The organism is Corynebacterium sp. HMSC074C04 (assembly GCF_001838295.1).
GTDB lineage: Bacteria > Actinomycetota > Actinomycetes > Mycobacteriales > Mycobacteriaceae > Corynebacterium > Corynebacterium amycolatum.
This window is the reverse complement of the sequence record NZ_KV836264.1, coordinates 52,308-75,466: the sequence shown is the minus strand read 5'-3', so window position 1 is coordinate 75,466 and position 23,159 is coordinate 52,308. Positions and strand designations below refer to the sequence as shown.

The window sequence follows — 23,159 nt, the reverse complement described above, 5'->3', positions numbered from 1 at the left end:
AGTGCAAGCCGGGGTATGCTCGGATACCTAGCGAACCCCCGCTTCGCCCACGTGGACACCGTTTTCTGCGCCCCCTTTGACACCTCCAGAAGCATCCCCAGCCCCGCCATCAACCGAAGCCGGTGATGGAGATCCAGAACTAGACACATCAGCCGAGGAAGACTGAGAAGTCGACTCAAGTTGGACCCGCTGACGCAGACGCGGAAGAGTGTCATGCGACCGCGCCCACAGCACCAGTGCGACAACGCCAAAAGCCCAGACAAGCAGCACTGTTGCCAACACGCCGCCAGAAACCAGCGGCGAAAACAGTGTTCGAATATTCAGCCCGACCAACACGCCGCCGATCACAATTCCAAGCAGGCGCGGATTAATACGCCCCACCAGGTATGCAGCCAAAGGTGCAGCAATCACACCACCGCACAGCAAACCAATTACCGGCGCGGCATGCTGAGTAAACTCCTCCCGCAGCTTTGGCAAAAAGCCCAGCACAGAAGCTAGAGCGACAAGAAATTCCGCCGCCGAGACAGTACCGATAATCTTGCGCGGCTGATCAGCCTCAGCACCCAACAAAGTAGAGGTGGTAACAGGCCCCCAACCGCCGCCACCAGTGGAATCGAGCAGACCACCAAAGAGCCCCAGCGGAGCGAGCTTCTTCGCTCCCCAGGTCTTTTTCTTGCGCTTAACATTAGCCAGGAAGGCGAAGCGGATAATCACCCACAGGCCGAGAAAAAGCAAAATTGTCGAGGTCACAGGCGTCGCGGCATCACTATCCAGATTGGACAAAAAGGTCGCACCAACAAAGGCACCGATAGCGCCCGGCACACCAAGGCTCAGTGCGCGCCGCCAGTCGACATTGCCGAATCGCCAGTGCGAAATACCAGAGGCCAGCGTCGTGCCCACCTCCGCTACGTGAACTACCGCCGACGCAGTGGCAGCACTACTACCAGCAACAATAAAAAGTGAAGTGGCAGTGACACCGAATGCCATCCCCAGAGTGCCATCGACTAATTGCGCGCCAAGGCCGATTAGCACGAAGACTATGAGTTTTTCCATGACAAGCCCTTCCCCGCTTACCCAACCAGAGCCTGCCGTTGCCACGACGTCCGCACGACAAGCTCTTTTAGACCTCGTTCAGCAGAAGCAATACGCAGCAAAACCCTCTCAAGCCAAAGCAGTGATTCTTGCGGTGTTTTGTGTTTGCTTTTTGTAGACCAGTTTGTCTATATTCTGTTTCAGCAAGCATAGACCGATTGGTCTACGATAAGCAATCGCGACAAAGAAAACGTAGAAAAAGGATTCCACTCAATGACCAACGACCAGACTGCAGCCCAGAACGCGGCCGCTTCCTCACTGCCCAATCTCGCCAACTCCACCACGCCACTGCGTGTAGCCGTGGTCGGCTCGGGCCCGGCCGGTATCTACGCCTCCGACGCACTGATGAAGTCCGGCCGCGACGTCGCCATCGACCTCTACGAGCGCCTTCCAGTGCCGTTCGGTCTCATCCGCTACGGCGTTGCGCCAGACCACCCGCGAATCAAGGGCATCATTAAGTCCCCCCACCGAGTGCTGGACAAGCCGCAGGTCCGACTTCTGGGCAACGTGGACGTCGGTAAGCAGGTCAGCGTCGATGAACTGCGCCAGTTCTACGACGCCATCATCTTCGCCACTGGCGCGACCGGCGACCGCGATCTGAATATCCCGGGCGCCGACCTGCCGGAGCACTACGGCGCGGGTGAGTTCGTAGGTTTCTACGACTCCCACCCGGAGTTCGCCCGCGATTGGGAGCTCTCCGCTGAGTCCGTGGCCGTGGTCGGTGTCGGCAACGTGGGCCTCGACGTCGCCCGCATTCTCGCCAAGACTGCCGATGAGCTGCACGTCACCGAAATCGCCGACAACGTCTACGCTGGCCTGGCAAAGAATGCCGCCCGCGAAATTCACGTCTTCGGCCGCCGCGGCCCGGCCCAGGCAAAGTTCACTCCACTGGAGCTGAAGGAATTGGACCACTCCGACACCATTGAGGTTGTCGTGAATCCGGAGGACATCCAGTACGATGCCGCCTCCGAAACGTCCCGTCGTGAGTCCAAGATCACCGATCAGGTCTGTACGATTCTGGAAAACTACGCCATCCGCGAGCCAAAGGGCGCCCCGCACAAGCTCTTCATCCACTTCTTCGAGTCCCCGGTCGAAATCATCGGCGAGACCGGCGAGGATGGAGTACAGCACGTCAGCGCTATCCGCACCGAACGCACTGAACTCGACGGCGAGGGTGGCGTCCGTGGCACCGGCACGTTCACCGAATGGCCGGTCGGTGCGGTCTACCGTGCAGTCGGCTACCGCTCCGACGCAGTCACCGGCGTACCGTTCGACACCGGCACCCACACCATCCCAGATGCCGGCGGACGCGTGCTTGACGACGTCGACGGCAACCACATCCAGGGTCTGTACACCACCGGCTGGATTCGCCGTGGCCCGGTCGGCCTAATCGGTAACACCAAGGGCGACGCCAACGAAACCGTCGGCAACCTCATCGCCGACTGGGAGGCAGGCCGCCTGGTCGCACCTGCAAAACCCACGTATAACGACGTCGACGAGTTCCTGGCCAACAAGGGCCTCCAGGTCACCACCTGGGAGGGCTGGCACGCACTCGACGCCGCCGAACGTGCAGCGGGCGAAGCCGAAGGCCGCGAGCGCAAGAAGCTGGTCGAGTGGGCCGATATGGTTGCGGCCTCCACAGTCGTCGCAAAGCAGCCAGATGCCGATGACGTGGCCGAAGCTGTACACGAAGCGGTTGTGGAGACTGTCGCCAGCTAGCGTGTCGGGTCTAACCGGGCAGTTGATTGTGCACGTCAGTCGGTCTTCGGATTAGAGTTAATACATGGCTTATCATGCAGACTCATCCAACCTGGACGTCAAGGAAGTTCTGACCTGGGAAGGCTTCGGCGTCGCCTCCCGTGAACTGGCACAGCAGATTGTCGATTCGGGCTACGAGCCGGAGATCATTATCGCCGTGGCCCGCGGTGGTCTTCTACCTGCAGGTGCACTCAGCTACACCATGGGCGTCAAGCTCTCTGACGCCATTAACGTCGAGTTCTACACCGACGTGGCGGAGACCCTGCCGGATCCGGTTCTGCTGGAGCCGCTGCTGGACATCGAATCGATTTCTGAGCGCCGTCTGCTGGTCGTTGACGATGTCGCAGACTCCGGTCGCACGCTGCACCTGGTGCTCGATTTGCTTAAGACCCACGGTGCGGAAGTACGCTCCGCTGTGCTCTACGGCAAGTCCCGCTCGGAGATTGCACCGGACTATGTCTGGAAGCACACCGATGACTGGATCGTCTTCCCCTGGTCGGCCGAGCCACCGGTACAGAAGTCCAAGTAGATCAAGTAGCTTACGCACCATAGCGGGCAAACAAAAAGTGCGCTGCGGGGCCGGTTACGGCCGTACCGCAGCGCACACTACGTCGTCGAACTAGCCCAGTTCGACGACCTTAATCTTTGATGCCGCCTCCGATGCACGCTCACGGGCAGCATCGACAGAATCCGCGGTTGAAACAGCAACGCCCATGCGGCGACGCGGGCCAGCGACCGGCTTACCAAAGATACGAATATCAGTCTCCGGAATAGCCATGGCCTCCGTCAGCCCGGTGTAGCCCGGCTGCTCGATGTCAGCACCGCCGTAGACCACAGCGGAGGCTCCCGGGGACACCAGCGTGACGTCGATAGGCAGACCCAACACTGCACGCGCGTGCAGCTCGAACTCAGAGAAACGCTGGGTGCCCATGGTGACCATGCCGGTGTCGTGCGGACGCGGGCTGACCTCGGAGAACCACACCTCATCGCCGCGAACAAACAGCTCGACGCCGAAGATACCGCGACCGCCCAGCGCGTTGGTGATGCGCGCGGCGACAGAGCGCGCATTGTCCAGGGCGTTTTCACTCATGGCAGCCGGCTGCCATGACTCAACGTAGTCGCCGTCCTGCTGACGGTGCCCAATGGGCTCACAGAACCACGTTGCCCCCTCGCCGGTCTCCGGATCAACGGAGCGCACGGTCAGCAGCGTGATCTCGTAGTCGAAATCGACGAAGCCCTCCACGATGACGCGGCCGGACTCGACGCGGCCGCCACTCATGGCGTAATCCCACGCGGCCTGGACATCCTCCGGCGAACGCAGCGTGGACTGCCCCTTGCCCGAGGAACTCATGACCGGCTTGACCACACACGGGAAGCCAATCTCATCAACAGCTGCGGTGAACTCATCAAAGCTGGAGGCGAAGTGATAGCGGGAAGTCGGCAGCCCAACCTCTTCCGCAGCCAGACGGCGAATACCCTCTCGGTTCATGGTCAGCTGAGTCGCCCGTGCGGTTGGAATAACGGTGACGTCCAGCGTCTCGTCTTCCTCAACCTCTTCCAGCACCTCGGTTGCCAGGGCCTCGATCTCGGGGACGATGAAGTGGGGCTTGACCTCGAGAATCAGGTCCCGCAGTGCACTGGGGTCCGACATATTCAAGACGTAGGCGTGGTGAGCTACCTGGTGTGCCGGTGCATGCTCGTAGCGATCGGCAGCGTGCACCTCAACGCCAAGACGTTGGAAAGCAATGGTCACCTCCTTGCCGAGCTCGCCAGAGCCGAGCAGCAGAACTCGCGTCGCTCCCGGCTGGTACGGGGTTCCGGTGACTTCAGGGGTGAACATCGAGATAAACTCGCTTTCGTCTACGGCACGTACGCTGCACAACCAGCAGCTGTGAAATTGATTGTCTCCAGCATACGACAGCGAGCGGATTCACCGCGGCGGGCACGGGCGGGAACCTAGCGCGGGAACACCCGCTCAAACTCGACCAGCGCCGCACTCCGGTCAGCAGCCAAGACAACGTTCGCCTCAGCACCGGCAGAGTCTGCCACCACTTGACCGCGGCGTCCTGGCTCATCTGCAAAGGTTCGCTTATCGACGCCCACGAGACGCATCTTCTCCACTTCCCCTGTCACCGCACCGACGGCCACCATCGCAGCAAAGAGGTCATGGACCTGCGCCTTGTAACCGACCCCCACACCCTGGTGGAACTCAAAGTAGAACTTCAGCGAACGGCGCAGAACACGCAGCAGCTCCGGGTTCATACCGGCATCGCGCCAGGACTCAATTTCAACATCGCTGATAGTGATGGTCTCGGTGACATTGAGTGGAACCAACGTCGGCACCGGCGCACCTGCGGCGGTGGCGATACTGCGCACGGCATCCTCCGGGCGCTCGACTGCCACAGCGCCCGCGGTGCCGAAGACCTCGGTGACCGCGGTGGGGTCGACCCAGAAGTTCCATTCCGCAAACTCGGTAACGTTACCGTGGTACTCCACAGCACCGCCCATAATGGTTACGCCGTCGAGCTCCCGCATGAGTTCTGGGTACTTCTTCAAAGCGGCCACGTAGGTAGTCATAGGGCCAGTGACCAGCAGGTGCACCTTCTCCCCCGTCGACCGCGCCTGCTCGATGACCTGGCGCCACAGCGCCAGCGGATCCGTCGCTCCTCCGCGCCCGGCTCGTAGATGACGGCCGGTGGCGCCAGGTTGTAGCCCAGCCCGTACGGGCCATGAGTCTCAGGCGTGGTAGTCAGCTCACGGTCAGCGGGCCCCTCGAAACCGCTGACAACCGGGACCTCCGGACAACCGCAGAGATTCAACATGTATTTTGTGTTGCGAGCGGACCATGCCGCAGTGGTGTTACCACCTGCGCAGGTCACACCCACCAGCTCAATCTCGCCTGCGGTATGCAACCCCGCGAGGTAGACGAGAGCAAGACTGTCATCGATACCCGTGTCAACGTCGGCAAGCACTTTCAAACGCGTCATAAGGTCAAGTGTGACACGAAACACGCTCGGCTCGCAGAGCTAAACCCGGGCAAAACAGGAATACAGACAAGTTTTCGCGGGTGCTAGCCGGATTTACTAGTTCGTCGCCATCCCTGCATCACCCACCGGAGCGGACTCCGGCAGCGGCATAGCCAGCTCGGTCAAGACCTCGCGCAGACGCGTCGGGTAGTCGGTAATGATGCCATCGACACCAGCGGCAATCTGCTCGCGCATGGTCTCCTTTTCATTCACCGTCCACGGCACCACCTTCATGCCAGCCTCGTGTGCGCGGGAAATCAGCTCCGGCGTGGCGACCGGGTGGTAGTCAGAATCCGACGGTGTCTTGCCGTAAGGAATGCTGTGCGTCGGTGAGAGCACCTGCACGCCGAGCTGCTTGGCGGCCTCGATAATGTCGCCATCGACCTCGTCGTAATTGACATCGCCGATCCAAGGAGAATCCTTCTTCCAGGTGGTCTCGTCCCACAGCATGACCAGTGGAATCTCCGGGTTCCGTTCCGCGACCAGCGGCAGCGAGCGCCAATCGAAGGACTGAATCATCACTCGATCAGCCACACCCGCGCGGTCAATCTCGTCGAGAATCACATCGACGAACTCCTGTGGTTCTGCCGAGTCAGCGCGCTTTTCGCCCTCAATCTTGGTCTCAATGTTGAAGTGGATGTCCTGGTTGTCCTTAGTTAGCTCGAACAGCTCCGGCAGGGTCATCATCCTGTTGCCCTTGATTGGCTCCGCATCCGGGAAGTCCTCGAGCTTCTTGTCGCAGACCAGGGTTTGTACCTGCTCATAGGTGAGGTCATGCACGAGCTTGCCGACGTACGGGTACTGCGGATCCCCCTCCGTCACTGGCTCGGTGTCCGAGCACTTATCGTCTTGGATCTCCGGATCGTGCCAGACCATAGGCACGCCATCCTTCGTCAGAACGATGTCCAGCTCCAACGTCGTAACGCCCAGCTCCAGCGAGTTGGCCATCGCCTGCTTGGACTCCTCCGTCCACTCACCGCGACCACCACGGTGCGACTGCAGATCAAAACCCTCCGGCAACTTAGCCATCGCAGCCGGCCGCACATTCGCGGACGCATTCAGCTCAGCGACCTGCTGCTTTTCAAAGGTCTTCTCTTCGCTCGCCGTAGTGCTAACCGCGCTTGTACTGCTTGACGACGACACCGCGTCGTTGTCCGCATCATTGCTGCAGGCTGCAATAGGAGAAATAGCAAACGCACCCATAGCAATGGCCGCAATTGCGCGGCGTGTGCCGTGAGCACGTGAGTTCTGTGGCTGCTCTCTCTGCTCGGTCCGTTCGTCAAGGATGGAGTCAGATGAGTTGTGAGAAGACATGGCCGGTGATTTTCCTCTTTGGGCTTAGTATTAGCGACTTCATAGCGACGGCATAGTACCGACAACACAGTGTCGACAAACTACCGTCGGAGATTTTACGGAACACAGAAATCTACGTGAAATCTGTGTGTTGCGCCACTACTTTAAAACGGCTTGCCAGCACTCGCATCTGGAGAGAGCACGGGTTAGAGATTAATTTCCCTCTGCCTTTGGAATCTCACCTTCTTGAGCAACTTCTACCCCATCCCAGGAGTACGTAACGGGAGCGTTGTACTGGTCTTTAAAGGCGAAGGCACCGCCGTCTTCAATCATTTTATTGACATCGAAGAAATTGACGGTCACAGTTTTGCCATCGCCTTCGACCGAGTTGATTGTCTGCGGACCACCGGCGGTACCCACGTACTCGCCCTTATGAAACAGCAGCACTGCACCAGAGGTAGTTGAGTGGGTAATTTCATTCTGTACTGCTGAGGCAAAGGTCAACTCGCTGGTGGTATCCCAGTTCGTATTGTCCGTGACTGTCCAACCGCTGCCATTGCCACCTTCCATTGAGTTCAGGTCGGCAACCGCTTCTTCGAAAGACTCTTCCTGGATTGGCGCAGAAGAACCCCCATCGGTGTCGTTATCATCGACATCCGGATTGGGGGTATCTGCACTTTCACTGTCATCCTCGACAGTGGTGGTCGTAGTGATGGTGGTCGTTTCTTCATCTACCTGAGGAGCAGAGGTCGGTGCTGCAGTCTCATCAGTGGAGCAACCGGACAAAGCCACTACACCTGCGACCGCCGCGCTAACCAGCATCGACCCGCGACGAACTGAACGACCACTCATGGCTGGAACCTCTTCTGTTCTCTCAAGTTTTCTCAAGCACCTAGCTACGGCGGAGCATTACTTTTCTCATGTCCGACTCTGAATTGAGTTTACTTGGAAAAATTCAAGAGTCCCCGAGAGTGCCCAAGAATTCTCGAAAGCTCTCGAGAGTTCTCGGGAGCCGTTAGGAAGCGGGCTTCGCGCCGCCGGGAATCTTCCCCTCGTGGACGACGTGATCGCCGTTCCAGAAGAAGTGAACATTAGAGGTGAACTCCGCCGCATCAGCGTTCGGCGCACCTGCGGCCTCCTGGGCCTCCCAGTCGTGGTAGATGACTGAAATGTTCTTACCATCAGGGGTCGGCGTCACCTTGTTGATGTGCTGAGGCCGGTCAGAGTCCGTACCAATGAACTCACCCTTGTGGAACATCAACAACACAGTGGAGGACTGAGCGTTGCCCTGCTTGGCCTGATCTGCGAGAGCAAAGCTCAAATCGCTACACGGGCTGAAGTTGGAGGTGCCAGTGTACTTCCACCCATCATGGTTGTTCGGACGCTCCCTGTTGACCTTATCCAGGGCCGCCTGGATTTCAGGTGCAGCCGGGTTCGGGGTACAGCTATCCACCTGCGCCGGAGCTGGAGCCGGTGCTGGAGCCGGTTTCGCCTGAGCCGCAGGAGCTGCAACTGCTCCACCTACTGCGGAGAAAACCATCGCGCCGGAAAGCACGGCGGAACTTGCCAGTCGTTGTACTCGGTGTCCTGTGTTTTGCATGAAAACCACACGCCTTCTGTCGTTTGGACTTCTGTCGTTGGACCACGCGGTGAGGCCTACGATACAAAAATGACTCTGAGATGCCAGGGTCAACTGACAATTCCCAGAGCCTTCTCGTGGTTAGCAAATGTTCTTTTTTACAGCAGCCAGCAGTTTCGGCACCGAAGATTTTTTATCTAACAGTTCGATAAAGCCGGGTCGAAAGCGGGACTATTTTCCGGTTAGTTCGCCACTGCCTCCAGATTAAGTGTCCAGCGCTAGTTGTCCAGCACGTCGTGAACAACGATGGTCTGGTCACGACCCGGGCCAACACCGATGTAAGAAATGCGAGCGCCGGAGAGCTCCTCCAGGCGGTTCAGGTAATCCTTGGCCTTGTCCGGCAGCTCATCGAAGGTGCGGCAGCCAGTGATGTCTTCGTCCCACGCAGGCATGGTCTCGTAAATCGGGACAGCGTGGTGGAACTCCGACTGGGTGAGTGGCATTTCGTCGTGGCGCACGCCATCAACGTCGTAAGCGACACAAATCGGAATCTCGCCGATACCGGTCAGGACGTCCAGCTTGGTGATGAACAGATCCGTGAAACCGTTGACGCGCGCGGCGTAGCGAGCCAGCACCGAGTCGTACCAACCACAGCGGCGCTTACGGCCGGTGTTGACCCCGACCTCACCGCCGGTGGTCTGCAGGTACTCACCCCACTTGTCGAACAGCTCCGTCGGGAACGGGCCAGCACCGACGCGGGTGGTGTAGGCCTTCATGATGCCCAGCACCGAAGTGATCTTCGTCGGGCCGATACCGGTGCCCACGCAAGCACCACCAGCGGTTGGGTTCGAGGAGGTCACGAACGGGTAGGTGCCGTGGTCGACGTCGAGCATGGTGGCCTGGCCGCCCTCCATGAGGACGTGCTTGCCGGCATCCAAAGCCTGATTGAGCTCAAACTCCGAGTCGATAATCATCGGACGCAGGCGGTCGGCGAAGCCCATGAAGTAATCAAAGACCTCATCCGGATCGATGGCGCGACGGTTGTACAGCTTGACCAGAATCTGGTTCTTCTGAGCCAGCGAAGACTCAATCTTCTGGCGCAGAATCGACTCATCCAGAATGTCCTGGACACGCAAGCCCGTACGGCCGACCTTGTCGGCGTACGTCGGGCCAATACCGCGGCCAGTGGTGCCGATAGCGCGCTTACCCAGGAAGCGCTCGGTCACCCGGTCCAGCGTCTGGTGGTACGGAGCAACCATGTGGGCATTGCCGGAAACGCGCAGGCGGGAGGCCTTTGCACCGCGAGCTTCAAGGCCATCAATCTCGTCGAAAAGCGCCTCGAGGTTGACCACACAGCCATTACCGATAATCGGCACAGCGTTTTCCGACAGCACACCCGCCGGAAGCAGCTTCAGCTCGTACTTCTCACCGCCGACGACAACGGTGTGGCCGGCGTTATTGCCACCGTTGGGCTTGACGACGTAGTCAACGCGGCCACCGAGAATATCGGTTGCCTTGCCCTTGCCCTCGTCGCCCCACTGGGCACCGACGATAATGATTGCGGCCATAGTCCTACTTCAACTCCTGGGATTGCAGACGACGCATTAGAGTGTAGTCCTATGCGTATTGTTGTGCTGCAGTGTGGCCCCGATGTACCCGCGTTTTCCCAATTGCTCCGCCAATCATGGTCTATATCAGCACCGTCCGCACCATCAGCACCAGCTACTCCGGCACTACCCGCCTATGCGCTTCACGACGTCGCGATGATCCCCGCCCGCAAGGAGCTGGCTTTCATCGACGACCTGGCCAAGGACGTACTGCCTATCGATACAGCACCGACGCCGGAGGAAATCTCCAAGCAGAAAAAGGTCGACCACTTAGGCGTTCCGCAACCCGCTCCGCAAAAGCCGAGCGAGCCGTTGCGAATTGTGGTCGTTGGCACCGACGCGGCACTGGCTGCCGTGGCAACCTACCTGATGCGCAAGAACCTCCTGTGGATTGAACTGGCACATGTCCCCACCGCCCCCTCGACCGCGGCCAAAAACTGGGGCATCGAAGGAGGAGAAGGACTCGATGCGACGGCCGCGCTCACACGCCCGACGATGCCAGTGCCACTGATCCGCGATGACACCGGGCACGCAATTGTTGGTTACGCCCTACTGACAGAGCCAGGAATTACCGGAGTGTCCTCGGAAAACGGGTTTACTGGCGAGGTCTATGTCGACGAGCATCAGATGTTCTCCGGCACATCCACCGGCCTGCAGATTCGCCCTACCCCCGACGCCCCGGGCATCGTTGCGGCCGAAGTTCCGGCGCCGGACGCGGAAGTCGGTAACGAGGATGGAGGCAACAAAGGCCTGCTGAGCCGACTCGGATTGGGTCGCGGTGGCCGTCGTAAAGCGAAAGAAGCCCCGTCCCGCGAGCTGCACCGCCCGATGACGGGTCGGGCAGTTCAAGTTGGTGGCCTGAGCTTCCGTTACGTACGCGATGGCGTAGAGTCGCGAAAGCCGCGCGAGAAAACAACTCTGTCCCGACACCTCCGCGACTTGCAGATTGTGCACTAACTGCGTCGGGGGGGGGCAATAGCCACGGTCTGTCTGCGAGAAAGTGGCCTGCATGAAAGTGGCCTGCGCGATAGTTCGAGTACAGATAACATTTGAATGTTAAAGCCACTGCCTCGATAGGACAGCATCATGACTGACAACACCCCACGGTTACGCGCTGGCGACCAAGCCCGCCACACTGCGCTGGAACGCTTGGAATGGGCATTCCGCGATGGCCAGATTGACTTTGCGGAACTGCAGGAGCGCACCGAGAAAGCCCAAAAGGCAACGTACATTGATGAGTTGCCCGCATTGACACAGGACTTGTCGCTGCCCGCGAACCTGGCCGAGCCGACTCCACATGCGCACCCAACCCCTAACCTGCGCCCGAACCTGCACAGCGTCCCGGACGAGCACCATTCAGTGGCACCGAATGCAGCCAACGATCATCAGCCAGCTCGGATTGATAGCTCCGCCGCGGCAACCGGTTCGAAGCTCTCCATCGGCATCTTCGGCGGCACCGACAAGAGAGGCCCTTGGACGTGCGCTCCCACGCACACCACGGTGGCGGCCTTCGGCGGGACTGGCTTGGATTTCCGCGAGGCCATCCTGACCGCGGAAACCACTGTCGTCAACATTGGCTGCGCCTTCGGTGGAGTCGACGTCATTGTCCCCGACCACTACCAGGTTGATGTCGACGTGCTCCCCATCTTTGGCGGCACGGATGTTACTGGAAAACCGGGACGCAACCTACCCGCTCCTGGCGCCGGACAGGCTCCGAAAATTATTGTGCGCGGCTTTGTCGCTTTCGGTGGCGTCGAGGTCAAGCGCGTACCGCAGTAGAGCAGGTTGCAGTAGCACGGGGCAGTAGAGCGTACCGCAGTAACCGACTGACGCCTAGCGAGCCGCTACTCGCCCACTCCTCACCGGCTACTCGTCCCATACCTCCGGCGGCATTGCTGGGAACGGCGTCGTCGGCGGCAGCGTTGCCACGGCTGAACGTCTGGACAGGCCACACACCTGCAACAGGTCCACCACCAATGAGCGGGACTGCGCAAACACGACCTGCTCCGATAGCGTTGCGTCCTCGATGACGCGCGGGTGCATTTTCGCTGCTAGACGACGCAAGTACCGAACCACATCTTCAAGCTTGACCTCTCCGGATCCCTCGGAAAGCTGGACGATAGCGATGTCGCCGGATTCGAAAGGCAACTCGCCCCACTCTGGGATTCGGCGCACGGCGGCTTCGTCGTCAAGCACATGACTGACCAGGCGCGTGCCTTCAGATACGCCGAGAACAAGCCCACACAGTTCGGGCGAGAAGTCGATGTGGTCCTCCCGGGCTGTGATAGCGCGACGCGCGAGCACACGGATGTTGCGCATGGCGTTGTCGACAGGATGAACCATGCGTGACAGCGAGTGGATTCGATCCCGGGAGCGCCAGAGCAACGGGGAGATGCGGACCTGCTCGCCCGCGTCGGCAACGGTGCGGTCCATCAGCGAGACCTGCGCCTGCATGGAGCGAACCACGCTCAGTGCGGTGCGGATGCGATCGGTGTCGCCCTCTTTCATGCCGATGCCGATGTCATAAAGTACGTCTGCACCCATGTCGAGGACCTTGGCCACCTTGCGGCGAGCACCCGCCAGCGGGCTTCGCGGCAATACCATGAGCACAATAATGCCCACCACACCACCGACGAGAGCATCGATCATTCGGTAATAAGAACCAGCGGTGCCCGGCGGAATAATGGTGGCGATGAGCACGGCTGAAGATGCCGCTTGGTTCACCACAAGCGGGCCTCGACCGACAAACACGCCGATGATCATGGCGACAAACACACCGACGGTCAGCTGCCAAATACCCGAGCCGAGGATGGAGATAATCACATCACCAATGCCGACTCCCAGCGAGGCACCGAGCACCAACTCAACAGAGTGCTTCAGGCGAGGACCTGCGGTCATCACATTGAGGCTGATGAAAGCGGCCATCGGCGCGAAGAACGGGTTGGGGTGCCCCAGTACCTCAAGCGCGAACCAGTAGGCCAACCCGGCGGCTAGCGTCGCCTGGACAATAAGCATCCAGCGGGAGCGCACACGGGCAACGGCATGGAGGAAACGCGTGCGGGGCCTCACTTTCTGACGCAGCTTGTTTGCTGCGCGGGAGGCCGGATGTAGGTACGTATTGCGAAAATCTTGGAAATCCGGGCGCGGATTATCCTCGACGAATTGCGTTTCCTTAGCTTCGACGAGATCGCCGACATGCGCGGGAGCAATGTCCACAAGATCCCTGGCAGCTGCGGCATCCTTATCTTCCCCACCAGCGATGCCAGCCATGCCGAAGTCACCATCCTCATATGAAAAACTGTGCACTTTTTATGTACCCGATGTGCTGTTGTGCACTTTTATGCGCTCGCTGAATCTCTGTGCACGATTAAAGACCCAACTCTGGCAGCGCGGATTCATCACTGTCACGCAGCAACGCCATCATGCGACCGAATTCATCATCCTCGCCGATAGCCTTAGCAGCCTTAGCCAACGCCGCGAAGGCGCGGAGCACACCACGATTGGGCTCGTGCTCCCATGGAATCGCTCCGAACCCCTTCCAGCCGTTTCCGCGCAGCAGGTCCAGACCGCGGTGGTAACCAGTGCGGGCGAAGGCATAGGCCTGAATCTCCTGACCTTCGGACAAGGCACTTTCAGCCAAGTCTGCCCACGCCTGGGAATCGCGCGGGCATGCGCGAACCACGGCCTCCGGGCTTGCGCCACCGTTGCGGGCAGCAACGGCCTCGTCAAGAACGGGGAGCTTCACGGGAGCAGGAGCCATCATGTCATTGAGTTTCATGCGTCCTATTGTGCCAGGCATGACGTGCCGATGGCAGGATCTAGGCATGCGACTCTCTGTTGGTAAGGGGCGGGCACAGCGTGGTGGTACAAAGTCGGCAAGCGTCAGATGACGACGAACTAGCGTTCCCCGACTACTCCGGGCAGCTCGGCTTCGTCGAATCCAACGACTCACCATTTTCCAGCTTGGTCGCAACAAAATCGGCCACTCGGGCACATGCTTCCATCAGCATCCAACCCGACAGCTGGACAGAGAGGTCACGCTCCTTAATCGCCGAACCGCGAACCGCGCCACCGACTGATTGCGCAACCGAACCGCCCTGTGGGAACTGAGCATTGTCGTTCCAATCTGCGGGGAAAAGCGGCAGGCCATCGACCTCGAGGCGGTGGTACCAGCACTTTTCCCCCGACGCCAGAACCAGTCGGCGAGCAATGCGGGCTGCCGCGCGATTCATGCGATTGTCTCCAGGCAAACGCACCGCCGCATCGGCGAGGTATCGCACGAGGATGCCGTTGAACAGACCACCATCGCCGCCACCGGCACCGGCGATGACATTGTCGGTGGTCGCCAAATCCTTTGCCACCGCGTGGATGAGGTTTTGCACGCGCGTGAAATACTTCGTCGCCTGTTCCCGCTGGCCGTGCGCCCGAAGCGCAAGTCCCACTTCAAGGCAAGCGCCAATCATGACACCCTGGTTGTACGTAAACATGCCCTTCTGCACCACGGCACCTGCCATGGACAAGCGAATGCCGTCGTAGAGCAGACCTGAGTCCGCCAAAAGGTTGGCGTAAACCCAGTCGATAAGTTCCTCTGCCTCCTTGATACGACCAGCCCGGGCCAGAGCGATGGCTGCAGGACCGTTCGAGGGGACGTTGAAAAAGAGGTCCTGCTCACGCCACGGCAGCACACCCGTGGACTCCTGTCGACCATCGCCCAAGCATGAAATCAGCCGCGCTGTCGTCTTCTTGGGCACCGATGCGCCGAGGACAGCGTCGGCACGCCCGAGCGCCAACGCCATCCACGCGCGATCGTCATAGTACTTGTTCTTGGTCAGCAGCGTGAGGTTGCGAATGCGGATACCCCGAGTGGTCTGGCGGATAGCGCGGTACTTCTCCTTAGAGGGCACGCGCTTGGCTGCGTCTACCAGACAGTCGAGATACTGCGCCTGCCACCAGTAATGCCAGTTGATGAAGACCTTATGTCGCAGCGGCGCGGGCCAGGAAGCCATTGCCAGATTCGTGCCCGGAAGACCCCACAGCTTCGCCGCATGACGGTTGCGAATCGCCTGCTCAGCCACGTCCGCGCGATAGGCCCACGTTTCGGCCTCCGGACGCGACATTTTTAGAACCACTGGCTCTCCTTAAAACGGCTGTGAAACAGCTCTAAAACAGCCTTTCGAAATAAAACACCTAAGCAGACAATTACCAGGCCGCGGTGATGTCTGCATGAGTACGAATCCAAGAGTGCATGGCAATACCCGCCGCTACCCCCGCATTTATCGAACGCGTCGATCCAAATTGGGCAATCGACACCGTCAGGTCCGCCGCCTGCTGTGCTTCTTCAGTCACTCCCGGCCCCTCCTGGCCGAAGAGCAAAAGACAACGCTCGGGCAACTCAACGGTTTCGATGGGTACGGAGCCCGGCACGTTGTCCACGGCCACCACAGCCAGGTCATGCTCGCGCGCCCAGCTAATGACCTCCGACACCGTCTCGTGGTGCAGCAAGTGCTGGTAGCGGTCAGTCACCATCGCGCCGCGACGATTCCAACGCTTGCGCCCCACGATGTGCACGGCCTCCACCAGGAAGGCATTTGCGGTGCGTACCACGGTGCCGATGTTGGAGTCATTCTCAAAATTCTCGATGGCGATGTGCAACGGATGACGACGCTTATCCAGCTCCGCGACGATAGCCTCCATCGTCCAGTAGCGGTAAGCATCGACGACATTGCGTCGGTCGCCCTCATCCAAAAGCTGCTCATCGTATTCTGGGCCGGTCGGCCGAGGTTCGTTCGGGTGCTCCTGCTCCCACGGCCCCACCCCGACACGAGCCTCAAACCACTCCGTCGGCCCCTTCCCGGGCTCAGGCGCGGTCAAGAGTCAACAGCCCCTCGACCAGGAACAACTGCGCCATGGTGTAGGTGTCCATCACTGCAGCATTCAGAAGCTTGCCGACGACGCCCTCCTCCGCAAACATCTTTCGAGCCATCAGTAGCGTGTCGGAGATAAGGAACAGGTTGCCACCGTGACCTAGGCCGTAGGTGGCATCGGCAATCGGCAGGCCGGTCTGCTCATCAGTTCCGACAGCACCGGCCCCCTCCAGCAGTACCGGGTCATCGGCCAGTGCAGAAGTCACGGCCAGCAGCGGACCGTATCCAACTGCAGCGGGCAGCGCCTCTGGCTTTACAGCACCGACCAGCGGTACCGAACCAGCCCACAGTGGGAAGCGAATGGCAGCACGCAGCGCGCTAATGCGAGCTCCGGCACGCCACAGCAGCACGTGGTAGGCAACCTGGTTAACTGCGAACGGCACAGAACCGCGGTTCAGGTTCGGCTTGTTCGGCATGAGAATCAAGTCGCCCAACCAACCGCCGGCGAGGCCGATGAGCAGGGTGGTCGTCGTGAAGCGAGACGTCTCGTGGCGACGGCGCCAAACATTGGCCGCTAACAGTGGCATGAGGACAGTCTTGGAAACTCGACGTGGAGTCTCCCAGCCGAAGGCGCTGGAGACAACGTTGACCGCACTGGCGGCAATGTAGCCGGCGCGTTCCGGGGCACGGCGGGTGTCGGAGCTCGCGCTGGCGATACCGGTGAGTGCGCCGAGGCCCTCGCCCGTGCGACGCACAAACATGTCAGCGACGGTTTCCTTGGTGCCGGGGAGTTTGGTCGTAGTGAGCTTGGACAAGAGTCCTGCACGCTTGGTAGTCATGGGGATGTTCCTCTTTTCGTGGGACTGCGTTGGGGCGGGTGAGCTGGGTGAGGCTCAGTGAGTTGAGTGAGGCTCGGTAAAAGCTCTAGCGCTCAGATTCTTAGGCCAGGCCCAAGTCATCCAAACCGAGCAGGTAACGGTACTCCAGGCCTTCACCCTTGATGACCTCGTCGGCGCCCGTCGCGCGGTCAACCACAGTGGCTACACCGACAACCTCGGCGTCGGCCTCGCGTAGGGCAGCTACGGCCGTCAGCGGCGAGTTGCCCGTCGTAGTGGTGTCCTCAACAACCAGGACCTTCTTGCCCACAATGTCCGGCCCCTCAATGCGGCGCTGCATGCCGTGCTTCTTGGCTTCCTTGCGTACTACGAAGGCATCAATCGGACGTCCTTCGGCGTGCATGACAGAGGTGGCCACCGGGTCCGCGCCAAGCGTCAGACCACCGACGTGCGCGTAGTCCCAGTCGGCAGTGAGCTCCCGTAGCAGGGAACCAATCAGGCGCGAGGCCTCATGATGTAGGGTGGCGCGGCGCAGGTCAACGTAGTAGTCAGCCTCACGTCCAGACGACAGCGTGACCTTGCCATGGACAACCGCCAGCTCCTTGACCAGCTCGGCCAAACGCTGCAGCTTCTCCTGATTGACATTGCTCGTGTGGGTGCTCATCTGAGGTTGTCTCCTAAATAAACGACTGTGTGCTCAAGGATATGTCTGGTTCTACTCGTCCGCGGAATCAGGGGTTGCGCCTTTGTCCTCGGATACAGATTCGGTGGGGTTGTCGCTGCTGTCGAGGTCTGGGGCGGCGTCGGTAAAAATACTGGCGGGCTTCACATTTGATCGCACTACACGTCCCCGGCTCGAGCGCATTCGGCTATGTTCGGGATCCTCACCAAGCGCAGGAATCTGCTGGCCAGAATCCCCAATGTCCTCCGACTCACCAACGTTTGCCCCCATCTTTCGTGCCGTTGACCGCGAAGGCAGCGCCGTCGGATCAAGCGGTATATCCCGCGTAGGGCGCCACGACGAGCCGTCAATCGCCTGCACCACCGTGGGTTGTGCATTGCTTTGCGACGACCACTGCGAATCATCCGTGGTTGCATCCACGGTGGCAGCAGACGAGGACGAAGGAGAATCTGCGTAAACAATTTCCTCAACGTCCAGCGGCTCTTCGCCCTTGCTATTCTGCGCGCTGTGACTCTGGGCATGCCCGTTCTGTGAGCTGAGATCCTGCGATTCGTGGTTAGCAGAACCGTTGCGACGCTGGTCTGGTACCGCGTGCAAGTGCCCACGCCCGGTTCCATCCGAAATCAAGGAACCAGAGTCAACGGACTGCTCGGTGAGCTGCAAACGAGTGGGATCCCACTGATTTGTGTCCGGAGCGACAGTTTCGCCTTCCGCCGGTGGCAACCTGCGCGCAATGTCGGAGAAGTCCGACAGCGATGCCAGTGCACCGTCCCAGTCCTCTGGCACTGAATTATCAATCAGCTGAGCCAAGGACCAGGAGTTTTCGGACCACATGCGGGTAATGGCCGGGTGCACGTCGGCAAGTATGCGGGTTGCACGGTCGTCGAAGATGCGATGAATGAGCTCTGGGTCGGTAGCTGCGACTACCAGGCCGGCTTCGGTGGCTACGTGAGGCAGCGTCGTGCCGCCGCTGCGGCGCAGCTCGAAAACCTCATCGCTGGATACAGAGCGGCGGATGGCGATGGTGGTGATGCCACCGACATCGGCGAGGTGCATTTCCCGGCCAAAGGCGAAACCGGAGACCACGGCCTTGGCATCGCCGTCTGGCGTGCGCTGCCAGTACGACGGCAGCTCATGGTCCACACGGTTGTAGACAGAATTACGTTCCTGCGCCCAGGCCTTCCGCAAGTGACGCACCCGGCGACCGCTGATACGTCGACGGACAGGAACCACTGACTTCTGCTGGGCGCGCTGCGGTTGCGCGGGCTGGGTGGGCTCTGTGGGCTGGGCGGGTTGGGTGACCTGAGTGGCCTGGGCGTGCGCCGCAAAATCGGATGATTGCGGCACTTCGCCGGTCTCGGTATTTTCGACCGACGCAGCCTGGAATTCTGTACCGTCAACAGTTCCAGTGCGAGCGTCAGCAGCGGTGGTGCTGTTGGCCTCTGTGGCACTGGTGTCGCCCACTAAACCTGTCTCGGGCTCATCCACGGTATCAGTATCTTCGGCAGTCACTGACTCGGCTGACTCCGCGCCAGACCCTGTGCCAAACTCCGCGCCGGACTCCGCGTCACTTCGGAGAGTCCCGTCCGTTCCCGCATTCAGGTCAGCTGCTGTTCCCGATGTTTCGGAAGCCCCCGAGTTTTCTGTTGCTTCGGACATTTCGGCAGGGGCCGCCGGTTCGATTCCCGAGACAGATTCAGGCTCCGCCGGCATCATTTGCCCAGCTGAAGTACCCAGTTCTGTCGTCGAAAACTCAGTTTCAGGGTCAACTTCAGCGGCACCATCAGTCTCAGCGACAACCTCAGAGTCAGCATCAGCTGCGACATTCGGTCTCACCACAGAAGCTGTCTCAGAGCTGCCCTGCTCTGAAGAATCCGGCTGTTCGGGCACAACATCTTCTGCCGCCACACCGGTTACTTCGCCGGCGGAGTCCGAGGGCTCGTCGTAAAGCGATGGCGACGAAGGAGACGCCACAGCAGTCTCACTTGTGCTGCGACGGCGGCGGTCGACAACGAACAGCGCGACTGCGGCGATGATGAGGATCGCTGCGAGGGTGAATACTAGGGGAATCATTAATCTCCTAGCTTAAGCCAGAAGCCGTTCTATTTGGTCAGCGACAATATGCCGTCCCCCGTCTGGCGCAATGCCAATGCCCGAGGCGAGAGCGTACAGGACTCTCTAGAACCGTAAGGGCGAGGGGAAATATCCACATGGACGACACATCAGGGGTTCCCTGGGGGCGGTCGCCCTGCCCCGGACGCATGCGAGTCCGGCGCCGCTTAGAAACGGACGATAGGCAGGCTCGGATCGCCAGCCCACTGGGACCAGCCTCCGACATACAGCGAGGCGTCAGTAATGCCCGCTTCTTCCATGGCCTGAATGAACAGTGAGGAATGAAGACCGGAACCGGAGTAGACCGCTACATTACGACCGGCTTCGATACCGACGGAGGCAAAGCGCTCACGGAGCTGCTCAACAGGCAGGAAGGAGCCGTCGGCATTTTGCAGACTGCGAGCCGCCAGGTTCACGGCACCCGGGATGTGACCTGCCTGCAGATCGACGCGCTCACTGCGGCCTTCAAAGCGGCTGGGCTCACGCGCATCCACCAAAATTCCACGTTCAGACCAGGTGCGTACGTCGTCGAGGCTGGCAACAGACATATTGCCCTCGCTCACCGCAATCGTTCCAGGCTGCGGCAGATTGCCGGGACCGAAGGCAGTCTCGTTTCCATCTGCTTCCCAAGCAGCTAACCCGCCGGTGAGGACACGCACATTCTCCAGACCCGCCCAGCGCAGAATCCACCAAGCACGTGACGCGAACAGCCCATCGCCCGCGTCGTAGACGATCACCAGATGCTCCGAGCGGACTCCCCAACGACGGACGGCATCGCGCACACGCTCGATATCCGGCAGCGGGTTGCGACCAGCTTCTCGGCTGGGAACACCCGCTAGATCCAACTCGGGATCACAAAACACGGCCAGAGGGATGTGAGCCGTAGCGTAGGAGTCATATGGTTTTTTAGTGCGCGACCAGCGTGCGTCAACGACGACGATGCGACCGCCACCGGCAATCTTGTCACGAAGCTCTTGTACCGAGATGGATGTTGTCATAATCCTGGATTCTAAATCGATTGACTTGGTAGCGCGATATGTACGTTATTAAAACTAGGAGCTCGGGAAGATGTCTGAAGATGCTGCCCACCTGGCCGTTTTCATCTCAAACGCAGGCCATGGAATCGGCCGTGCCACCGCAGAAAAACTGCTTTCCTGCGGCTAAACCGTCGGAGTTGTTGACGTCTCTGCTCGAAAATGTCAGCACTGACGGCACCAAGCGCATGGGTATTCGCATCACACCAGCTGATGTCGCCAACGCAATCGTCGACTGCATCAACCAGAAACAGGGACGATTACTAAGGCTGACTTCCCCGTCAGCCTGCCGACAAAACTGCTGCACTATGCCGCCAGCGTCGGTGCCCCTTTCCTCAACCGCTTCATTAATGCAAAGCTGACTACGAAACGGAAGATCAGCCTCTAAGCCAGGACCCCGCTCCCTACCCGACTACCCACCGGGATCCTGTCCCGTCTCGCCATTGCCATCCGCTGTGTCCCCCGCCCGTTTCTCTCGCGCTTTACGACGCAACCAGCGCCCCGGACTATCGAACGTATCGGGGTCCTCATTGGATTCCGCTTTTCGGTTTCCTTCCTTGCCTTTCGGGGCCACCCAGACCACACGATTAGTAGAGGCCGGCTCGCACTCCCCACTACCCTCGTCCCCTTCGTCAGTTCCTAGAATCTCCGGCACCTCATCCGGCCGAAGCGTCCACCAAGCATTTTCATCACATCGAGCATCATCGATCTTTCGATGCGTACCCGGATCAACCAACGTGAGATTATCCAGATCAGTGCCACCACCGGAAGACCACGACTTCACATGGTGAACATCACACATAGCTCCCGGAGTGCCCATGCCCGGCGCGGAGGAGCCTCCTTCCTCTCCAAGAAGGGCCAGATACTGTGGCAAAGTCCCCAGCCTGCGGGACCGACCAAAGTACAAGGTCTGTCCCTCATTCCCCAAGACTTGGAGGAACGAATTTCTATCAACCATCTGTTGCACGGCCTGACTAATGGAAATTCGCACTCCCGCATCAGAGACCGCTTTGCCCGATCCAGGAAGTACAAAATCTTTCCCATCAGGCAAGGAGACTCCAGCTAGCGCTGCCACATCTGCGATATGCGCGACGGTGACCACCGATGTCGTCCCCCGCGCCGGCTGAAGGTCACCGCCTGGTTGAAAACCCCCATTCACCGCCGCTTCCACGGCATCATGAAAACGCTGCTCCGGATTCCTCTGGTCATCGGCACCTTCTTCGAGTAACCCGCCAGGGCTCGCATGATCCGCCTGCAGCCTTTTGAGCACCGCTGCAAACGAAGGCGTAACCACACCGCTCAACCGGCTCATGCCGTCCGGCCCCTGAGCACCGATTTTTAGGCTTCGTTTCCGAGCGCGGTCCTCATCCGTATACGGGTCATCAACCCCCAACATCGCTCGCAGGCGGTTCGGCAATTTATTGAGATCATCAACACGGATTTTGTCCACTAAATCTGCAATGTGCTTGTCCAGCAGCCTAGACAGCTGTGCATGCTCCGTTGCCGGCAGCTCACGAACGGCTTTGTCAATCTTCGAAACAGCATCCGCACCGACAACACCTTCCTCAACTTTCTGACGAAGGTTCGGCATTCGCACATCCTCATTCGCCGGAGCAAACGGATCAACATTCCTACTCAGGCGCCCTACAACGTTGATACGCTGCCTCGCTTCTGCTCGCGAGATTCGCATCTCCTGCGCTAGCCACGCAATCTTTCGATGCTCCGCGCTGGGCATCCGCCCCTTCATGGTCTCCACATAAGTCGCATCAATTACTGCGAGTCGTTTTCGCGCTTTCTCAATCGACTTATATGCATCGTGCGCATGATCCGGCGCAAGTACTTCGAAGTTCTCTACGATGACTGTCGACAGAGCTTCAAACTGCGCAACCGCATCTAAAACCTGAGATGTCGAAAGCGGTCCACTGCCATTTGGCACCGATGGTGTAGACATTTCCCCCACCCCCTTTTTAAAACGCTAGCAATCCGAATCCCCAAATGGACTAACTAATTTCCCTCCCCCACATTATCGCACACCCATTCGGCACCCCACAACCCCTCAGCCAACTTTTTCGAATCTTTTTCCGAAACACTGCCGCGCTTCCAGAGCTTGAATACCCCACCATCCGCCCTAAAAACCCGACCAACCCGCCCCCCCCAAAAAAAAGAACTGCACCCGAAAGCCTAAAACCACACCACCATCACATCGTGGTCCGGGAAGCTCGAGCGCCCCACTAGCTCAAACCCCGCCTTCACATAAGCTTTCGCCGCCCGCGGGT

21 protein-coding genes are annotated in these 23,159 nt (G+C 59.6%); 4 read left to right on the top strand and 17 right to left on the bottom strand.

Annotation, left to right across the window (positions count from 1 at the left end; translation table 11 throughout):
- Positions 1-27: 27 nt before the first annotated feature.
- Entirely contained in the window at positions 28-1,053 is a 1,026-nt protein-coding gene (locus HMPREF3011_RS00345) for a sulfite exporter TauE/SafE family protein (RefSeq protein WP_070840962.1), read from the bottom strand.
- A gap of 252 nt (positions 1,054-1,305) precedes the next feature.
- On the opposite strand from HMPREF3011_RS00345, the gene HMPREF3011_RS00340 reads away from it, so the two are divergent.
- Both HMPREF3011_RS00340 and HMPREF3011_RS00335 read left to right on the top strand, forming a co-directional pair.
- Positions 1,306-2,811: an FAD-dependent oxidoreductase gene (locus HMPREF3011_RS00340; RefSeq protein ID WP_070840961.1), complete on the top strand. Its 1,506-nt coding sequence runs from the start codon at positions 1,306-1,308 to the stop codon at positions 2,809-2,811.
- 64 nt (positions 2,812-2,875) lie between these two features.
- Positions 2,876-3,379: a phosphoribosyltransferase gene (locus HMPREF3011_RS00335; protein WP_038626740.1), complete on the top strand. Its 504-nt coding sequence runs from the start codon at positions 2,876-2,878 to the stop codon at positions 3,377-3,379.
- Positions 3,380-3,469: 90 nt separating this feature from the next.
- Here HMPREF3011_RS00335 and purT read toward each other — a convergent pair whose 3' ends face one another.
- The 7 genes from purT to HMPREF3011_RS00305 all read right to left on the bottom strand — a co-directional run bounded on the left by purT (position 3,470) and on the right by HMPREF3011_RS00305 (position 10,316).
- Positions 3,470-4,690 carry a formate-dependent phosphoribosylglycinamide formyltransferase gene (gene purT, locus HMPREF3011_RS00330; protein WP_049181106.1) on the bottom strand — a complete coding sequence of 407 codons (1,221 nt, stop codon included), beginning with the start codon at positions 4,688-4,690 and terminating at the stop codon, positions 3,470-3,472.
- A 116-nt stretch (positions 4,691-4,806) separates the two neighbouring features.
- Positions 4,807-5,427 (bottom strand): nucleoside hydrolase, encoded by a 621-nt coding sequence (locus HMPREF3011_RS11560; protein WP_371440754.1) that lies wholly within the window; start codon positions 5,425-5,427, stop codon positions 4,807-4,809.
- Positions 5,424-5,837 (bottom strand): nucleoside hydrolase, encoded by a 414-nt coding sequence (locus HMPREF3011_RS11555; RefSeq protein WP_256381045.1) that lies wholly within the window; start codon positions 5,835-5,837, stop codon positions 5,424-5,426. Before HMPREF3011_RS11555 ends, HMPREF3011_RS11560 begins: the two co-directional genes overlap by 4 nt.
- A gap of 96 nt (positions 5,838-5,933) precedes the next feature.
- Complete coding sequence (locus tag HMPREF3011_RS00320; RefSeq protein ID WP_038626746.1) at positions 5,934-7,190, bottom strand: glycerophosphodiester phosphodiesterase family protein; 1,257 nt, start codon at positions 7,188-7,190, stop codon at positions 5,934-5,936.
- A 192-nt stretch (positions 7,191-7,382) separates the two neighbouring features.
- The gene (locus HMPREF3011_RS00315) at positions 7,383-8,021 is read right to left on the bottom strand and encodes an LppP/LprE family lipoprotein (protein ID WP_049181104.1); all 639 of its coding nucleotides are present in this window, start codon (positions 8,019-8,021) and stop codon (positions 7,383-7,385) included.
- A 163-nt stretch (positions 8,022-8,184) separates the two neighbouring features.
- Entirely contained in the window at positions 8,185-8,769 is a 585-nt protein-coding gene (locus HMPREF3011_RS00310; protein ID WP_070840998.1) for an LppP/LprE family lipoprotein, read from the bottom strand.
- 257 nt (positions 8,770-9,026) lie between these two features.
- A complete protein-coding gene (locus HMPREF3011_RS00305; protein ID WP_016421542.1) occupies positions 9,027-10,316 on the bottom strand; it encodes an adenylosuccinate synthase in 1,290 nt (429 codons plus the stop codon).
- 51 nt (positions 10,317-10,367) lie between these two features.
- Between HMPREF3011_RS00305 and HMPREF3011_RS00300 the strand changes: the two genes are divergently transcribed.
- Together HMPREF3011_RS00300 and HMPREF3011_RS00295 are read left to right on the top strand one after the other, a co-directional pair.
- Positions 10,368-11,312, top strand: a complete 945-nt coding sequence (locus HMPREF3011_RS00300) for a hypothetical protein (RefSeq protein ID WP_246821367.1) — start codon at positions 10,368-10,370, stop codon at positions 11,310-11,312.
- A 129-nt stretch (positions 11,313-11,441) separates the two neighbouring features.
- On the top strand, positions 11,442-12,134 hold the full coding sequence (locus HMPREF3011_RS00295; protein ID WP_038626755.1) for a DUF1707 SHOCT-like domain-containing protein: 693 nt from the start codon (positions 11,442-11,444) through the stop codon (positions 12,132-12,134).
- A gap of 87 nt (positions 12,135-12,221) precedes the next feature.
- Here HMPREF3011_RS00295 and HMPREF3011_RS00290 read toward each other — a convergent pair whose 3' ends face one another.
- The 9 genes from HMPREF3011_RS00290 to HMPREF3011_RS00250 all read right to left on the bottom strand — a co-directional run bounded on the left by HMPREF3011_RS00290 (position 12,222) and on the right by HMPREF3011_RS00250 (position 22,834).
- A complete protein-coding gene (locus HMPREF3011_RS00290) occupies positions 12,222-13,625 on the bottom strand; it encodes an FUSC family protein (protein ID WP_070840996.1) in 1,404 nt (467 codons plus the stop codon).
- A gap of 97 nt (positions 13,626-13,722) precedes the next feature.
- Complete coding sequence (locus HMPREF3011_RS00285) at positions 13,723-14,133, bottom strand: DUF3151 domain-containing protein (protein WP_038626757.1); 411 nt, start codon at positions 14,131-14,133, stop codon at positions 13,723-13,725.
- Positions 14,134-14,266: 133 nt separating this feature from the next.
- Positions 14,267-15,484 carry a glycoside hydrolase family 76 protein gene (locus HMPREF3011_RS00280; RefSeq protein WP_005510131.1) on the bottom strand — a complete coding sequence of 406 codons (1,218 nt, stop codon included), beginning with the start codon at positions 15,482-15,484 and terminating at the stop codon, positions 14,267-14,269.
- 70 nt (positions 15,485-15,554) lie between these two features.
- On the bottom strand, positions 15,555-16,226 hold the full coding sequence (locus HMPREF3011_RS00275) for a TrmH family RNA methyltransferase (protein ID WP_038626765.1): 672 nt from the start codon (positions 16,224-16,226) through the stop codon (positions 15,555-15,557).
- Positions 16,213-17,058 carry a lysoplasmalogenase family protein gene (locus HMPREF3011_RS00270; protein WP_049181101.1) on the bottom strand — a complete coding sequence of 282 codons (846 nt, stop codon included), beginning with the start codon at positions 17,056-17,058 and terminating at the stop codon, positions 16,213-16,215. Before HMPREF3011_RS00270 ends, HMPREF3011_RS00275 begins: the two co-directional genes overlap by 14 nt.
- A gap of 100 nt (positions 17,059-17,158) precedes the next feature.
- Complete coding sequence (gene pyrE / locus HMPREF3011_RS00265) at positions 17,159-17,719, bottom strand: orotate phosphoribosyltransferase (RefSeq protein ID WP_070560416.1); 561 nt, start codon at positions 17,717-17,719, stop codon at positions 17,159-17,161.
- Positions 17,720-17,770: 51 nt separating this feature from the next.
- Positions 17,771-19,810, bottom strand: a complete 2,040-nt coding sequence (locus HMPREF3011_RS00260; RefSeq protein WP_070840960.1) for a hypothetical protein — start codon at positions 19,808-19,810, stop codon at positions 17,771-17,773.
- Positions 19,811-20,016: 206 nt separating this feature from the next.
- Positions 20,017-20,847, bottom strand: coding sequence for a sulfurtransferase (locus tag HMPREF3011_RS00255; RefSeq protein WP_070840959.1), 831 nt, complete (start codon positions 20,845-20,847; stop codon positions 20,017-20,019).
- Between the two features lie 448 nt (positions 20,848-21,295).
- Entirely contained in the window at positions 21,296-22,834 is a 1,539-nt protein-coding gene (locus tag HMPREF3011_RS00250) for an HNH endonuclease signature motif containing protein (protein WP_049181098.1), read from the bottom strand.
- Positions 22,835-23,159 lie beyond the last annotated feature (325 nt).

Excerpts from the sequence above, each read along its gene's own strand:
- HMPREF3011_RS00345 (WP_070840962.1), bottom strand. The coding sequence starts at position 1,053 with ATGGAAAAACTCATAGTCTTCGTGCTAATCGGCCTTGGCGCGCAATTA.
- HMPREF3011_RS00340 (WP_070840961.1), top strand. The coding sequence starts at position 1,306 with ATGACCAACGACCAGACTGCAGCCCAGAACGCGGCCGCTTCCTCACTG.
- HMPREF3011_RS00335 (WP_038626740.1), top strand. The coding sequence starts at position 2,876 with ATGGCTTATCATGCAGACTCATCCAACCTGGACGTCAAGGAAGTTCTG.
- purT (WP_049181106.1), bottom strand. The coding sequence starts at position 4,690 with ATGTTCACCCCTGAAGTCACCGGAACCCCGTACCAGCCGGGAGCGACG.
- HMPREF3011_RS11560 (WP_371440754.1), bottom strand. The coding sequence starts at position 5,427 with ATGACTACCTACGTGGCCGCTTTGAAGAAGTACCCAGAACTCATGCGG.
- HMPREF3011_RS11555 (WP_256381045.1), bottom strand. The coding sequence starts at position 5,837 with ATGACGCGTTTGAAAGTGCTTGCCGACGTTGACACGGGTATCGATGAC.
- HMPREF3011_RS00320 (WP_038626746.1), bottom strand. The coding sequence starts at position 7,190 with ATGTCTTCTCACAACTCATCTGACTCCATCCTTGACGAACGGACCGAG.
- HMPREF3011_RS00315 (WP_049181104.1), bottom strand. The coding sequence starts at position 8,021 with ATGAGTGGTCGTTCAGTTCGTCGCGGGTCGATGCTGGTTAGCGCGGCG.
- HMPREF3011_RS00310 (WP_070840998.1), bottom strand. The coding sequence starts at position 8,769 with ATGCAAAACACAGGACACCGAGTACAACGACTGGCAAGTTCCGCCGTG.
- HMPREF3011_RS00305 (WP_016421542.1), bottom strand. The coding sequence starts at position 10,316 with ATGGCCGCAATCATTATCGTCGGTGCCCAGTGGGGCGACGAGGGCAAG.
- HMPREF3011_RS00300 (WP_246821367.1), top strand. The coding sequence starts at position 10,368 with ATGCGTATTGTTGTGCTGCAGTGTGGCCCCGATGTACCCGCGTTTTCC.
- HMPREF3011_RS00295 (WP_038626755.1), top strand. The coding sequence starts at position 11,442 with ATGACTGACAACACCCCACGGTTACGCGCTGGCGACCAAGCCCGCCAC.
- HMPREF3011_RS00290 (WP_070840996.1), bottom strand. The coding sequence starts at position 13,625 with ATGGCTGGCATCGCTGGTGGGGAAGATAAGGATGCCGCAGCTGCCAGG.
- HMPREF3011_RS00285 (WP_038626757.1), bottom strand. The coding sequence starts at position 14,133 with ATGAAACTCAATGACATGATGGCTCCTGCTCCCGTGAAGCTCCCCGTT.
- HMPREF3011_RS00270 (WP_049181101.1), bottom strand. The coding sequence starts at position 17,058 with ATGACTACCAAGCGTGCAGGACTCTTGTCCAAGCTCACTACGACCAAA.
- pyrE (WP_070560416.1), bottom strand. The coding sequence starts at position 17,719 with ATGAGCACCCACACGAGCAATGTCAATCAGGAGAAGCTGCAGCGTTTG.
- HMPREF3011_RS00260 (WP_070840960.1), bottom strand. The coding sequence starts at position 19,810 with ATGATTCCCCTAGTATTCACCCTCGCAGCGATCCTCATCATCGCCGCA.
- HMPREF3011_RS00255 (WP_070840959.1), bottom strand. The coding sequence starts at position 20,847 with ATGACAACATCCATCTCGGTACAAGAGCTTCGTGACAAGATTGCCGGT.
- HMPREF3011_RS00250 (WP_049181098.1), bottom strand. The coding sequence starts at position 22,834 with ATGTCTACACCATCGGTGCCAAATGGCAGTGGACCGCTTTCGACATCT.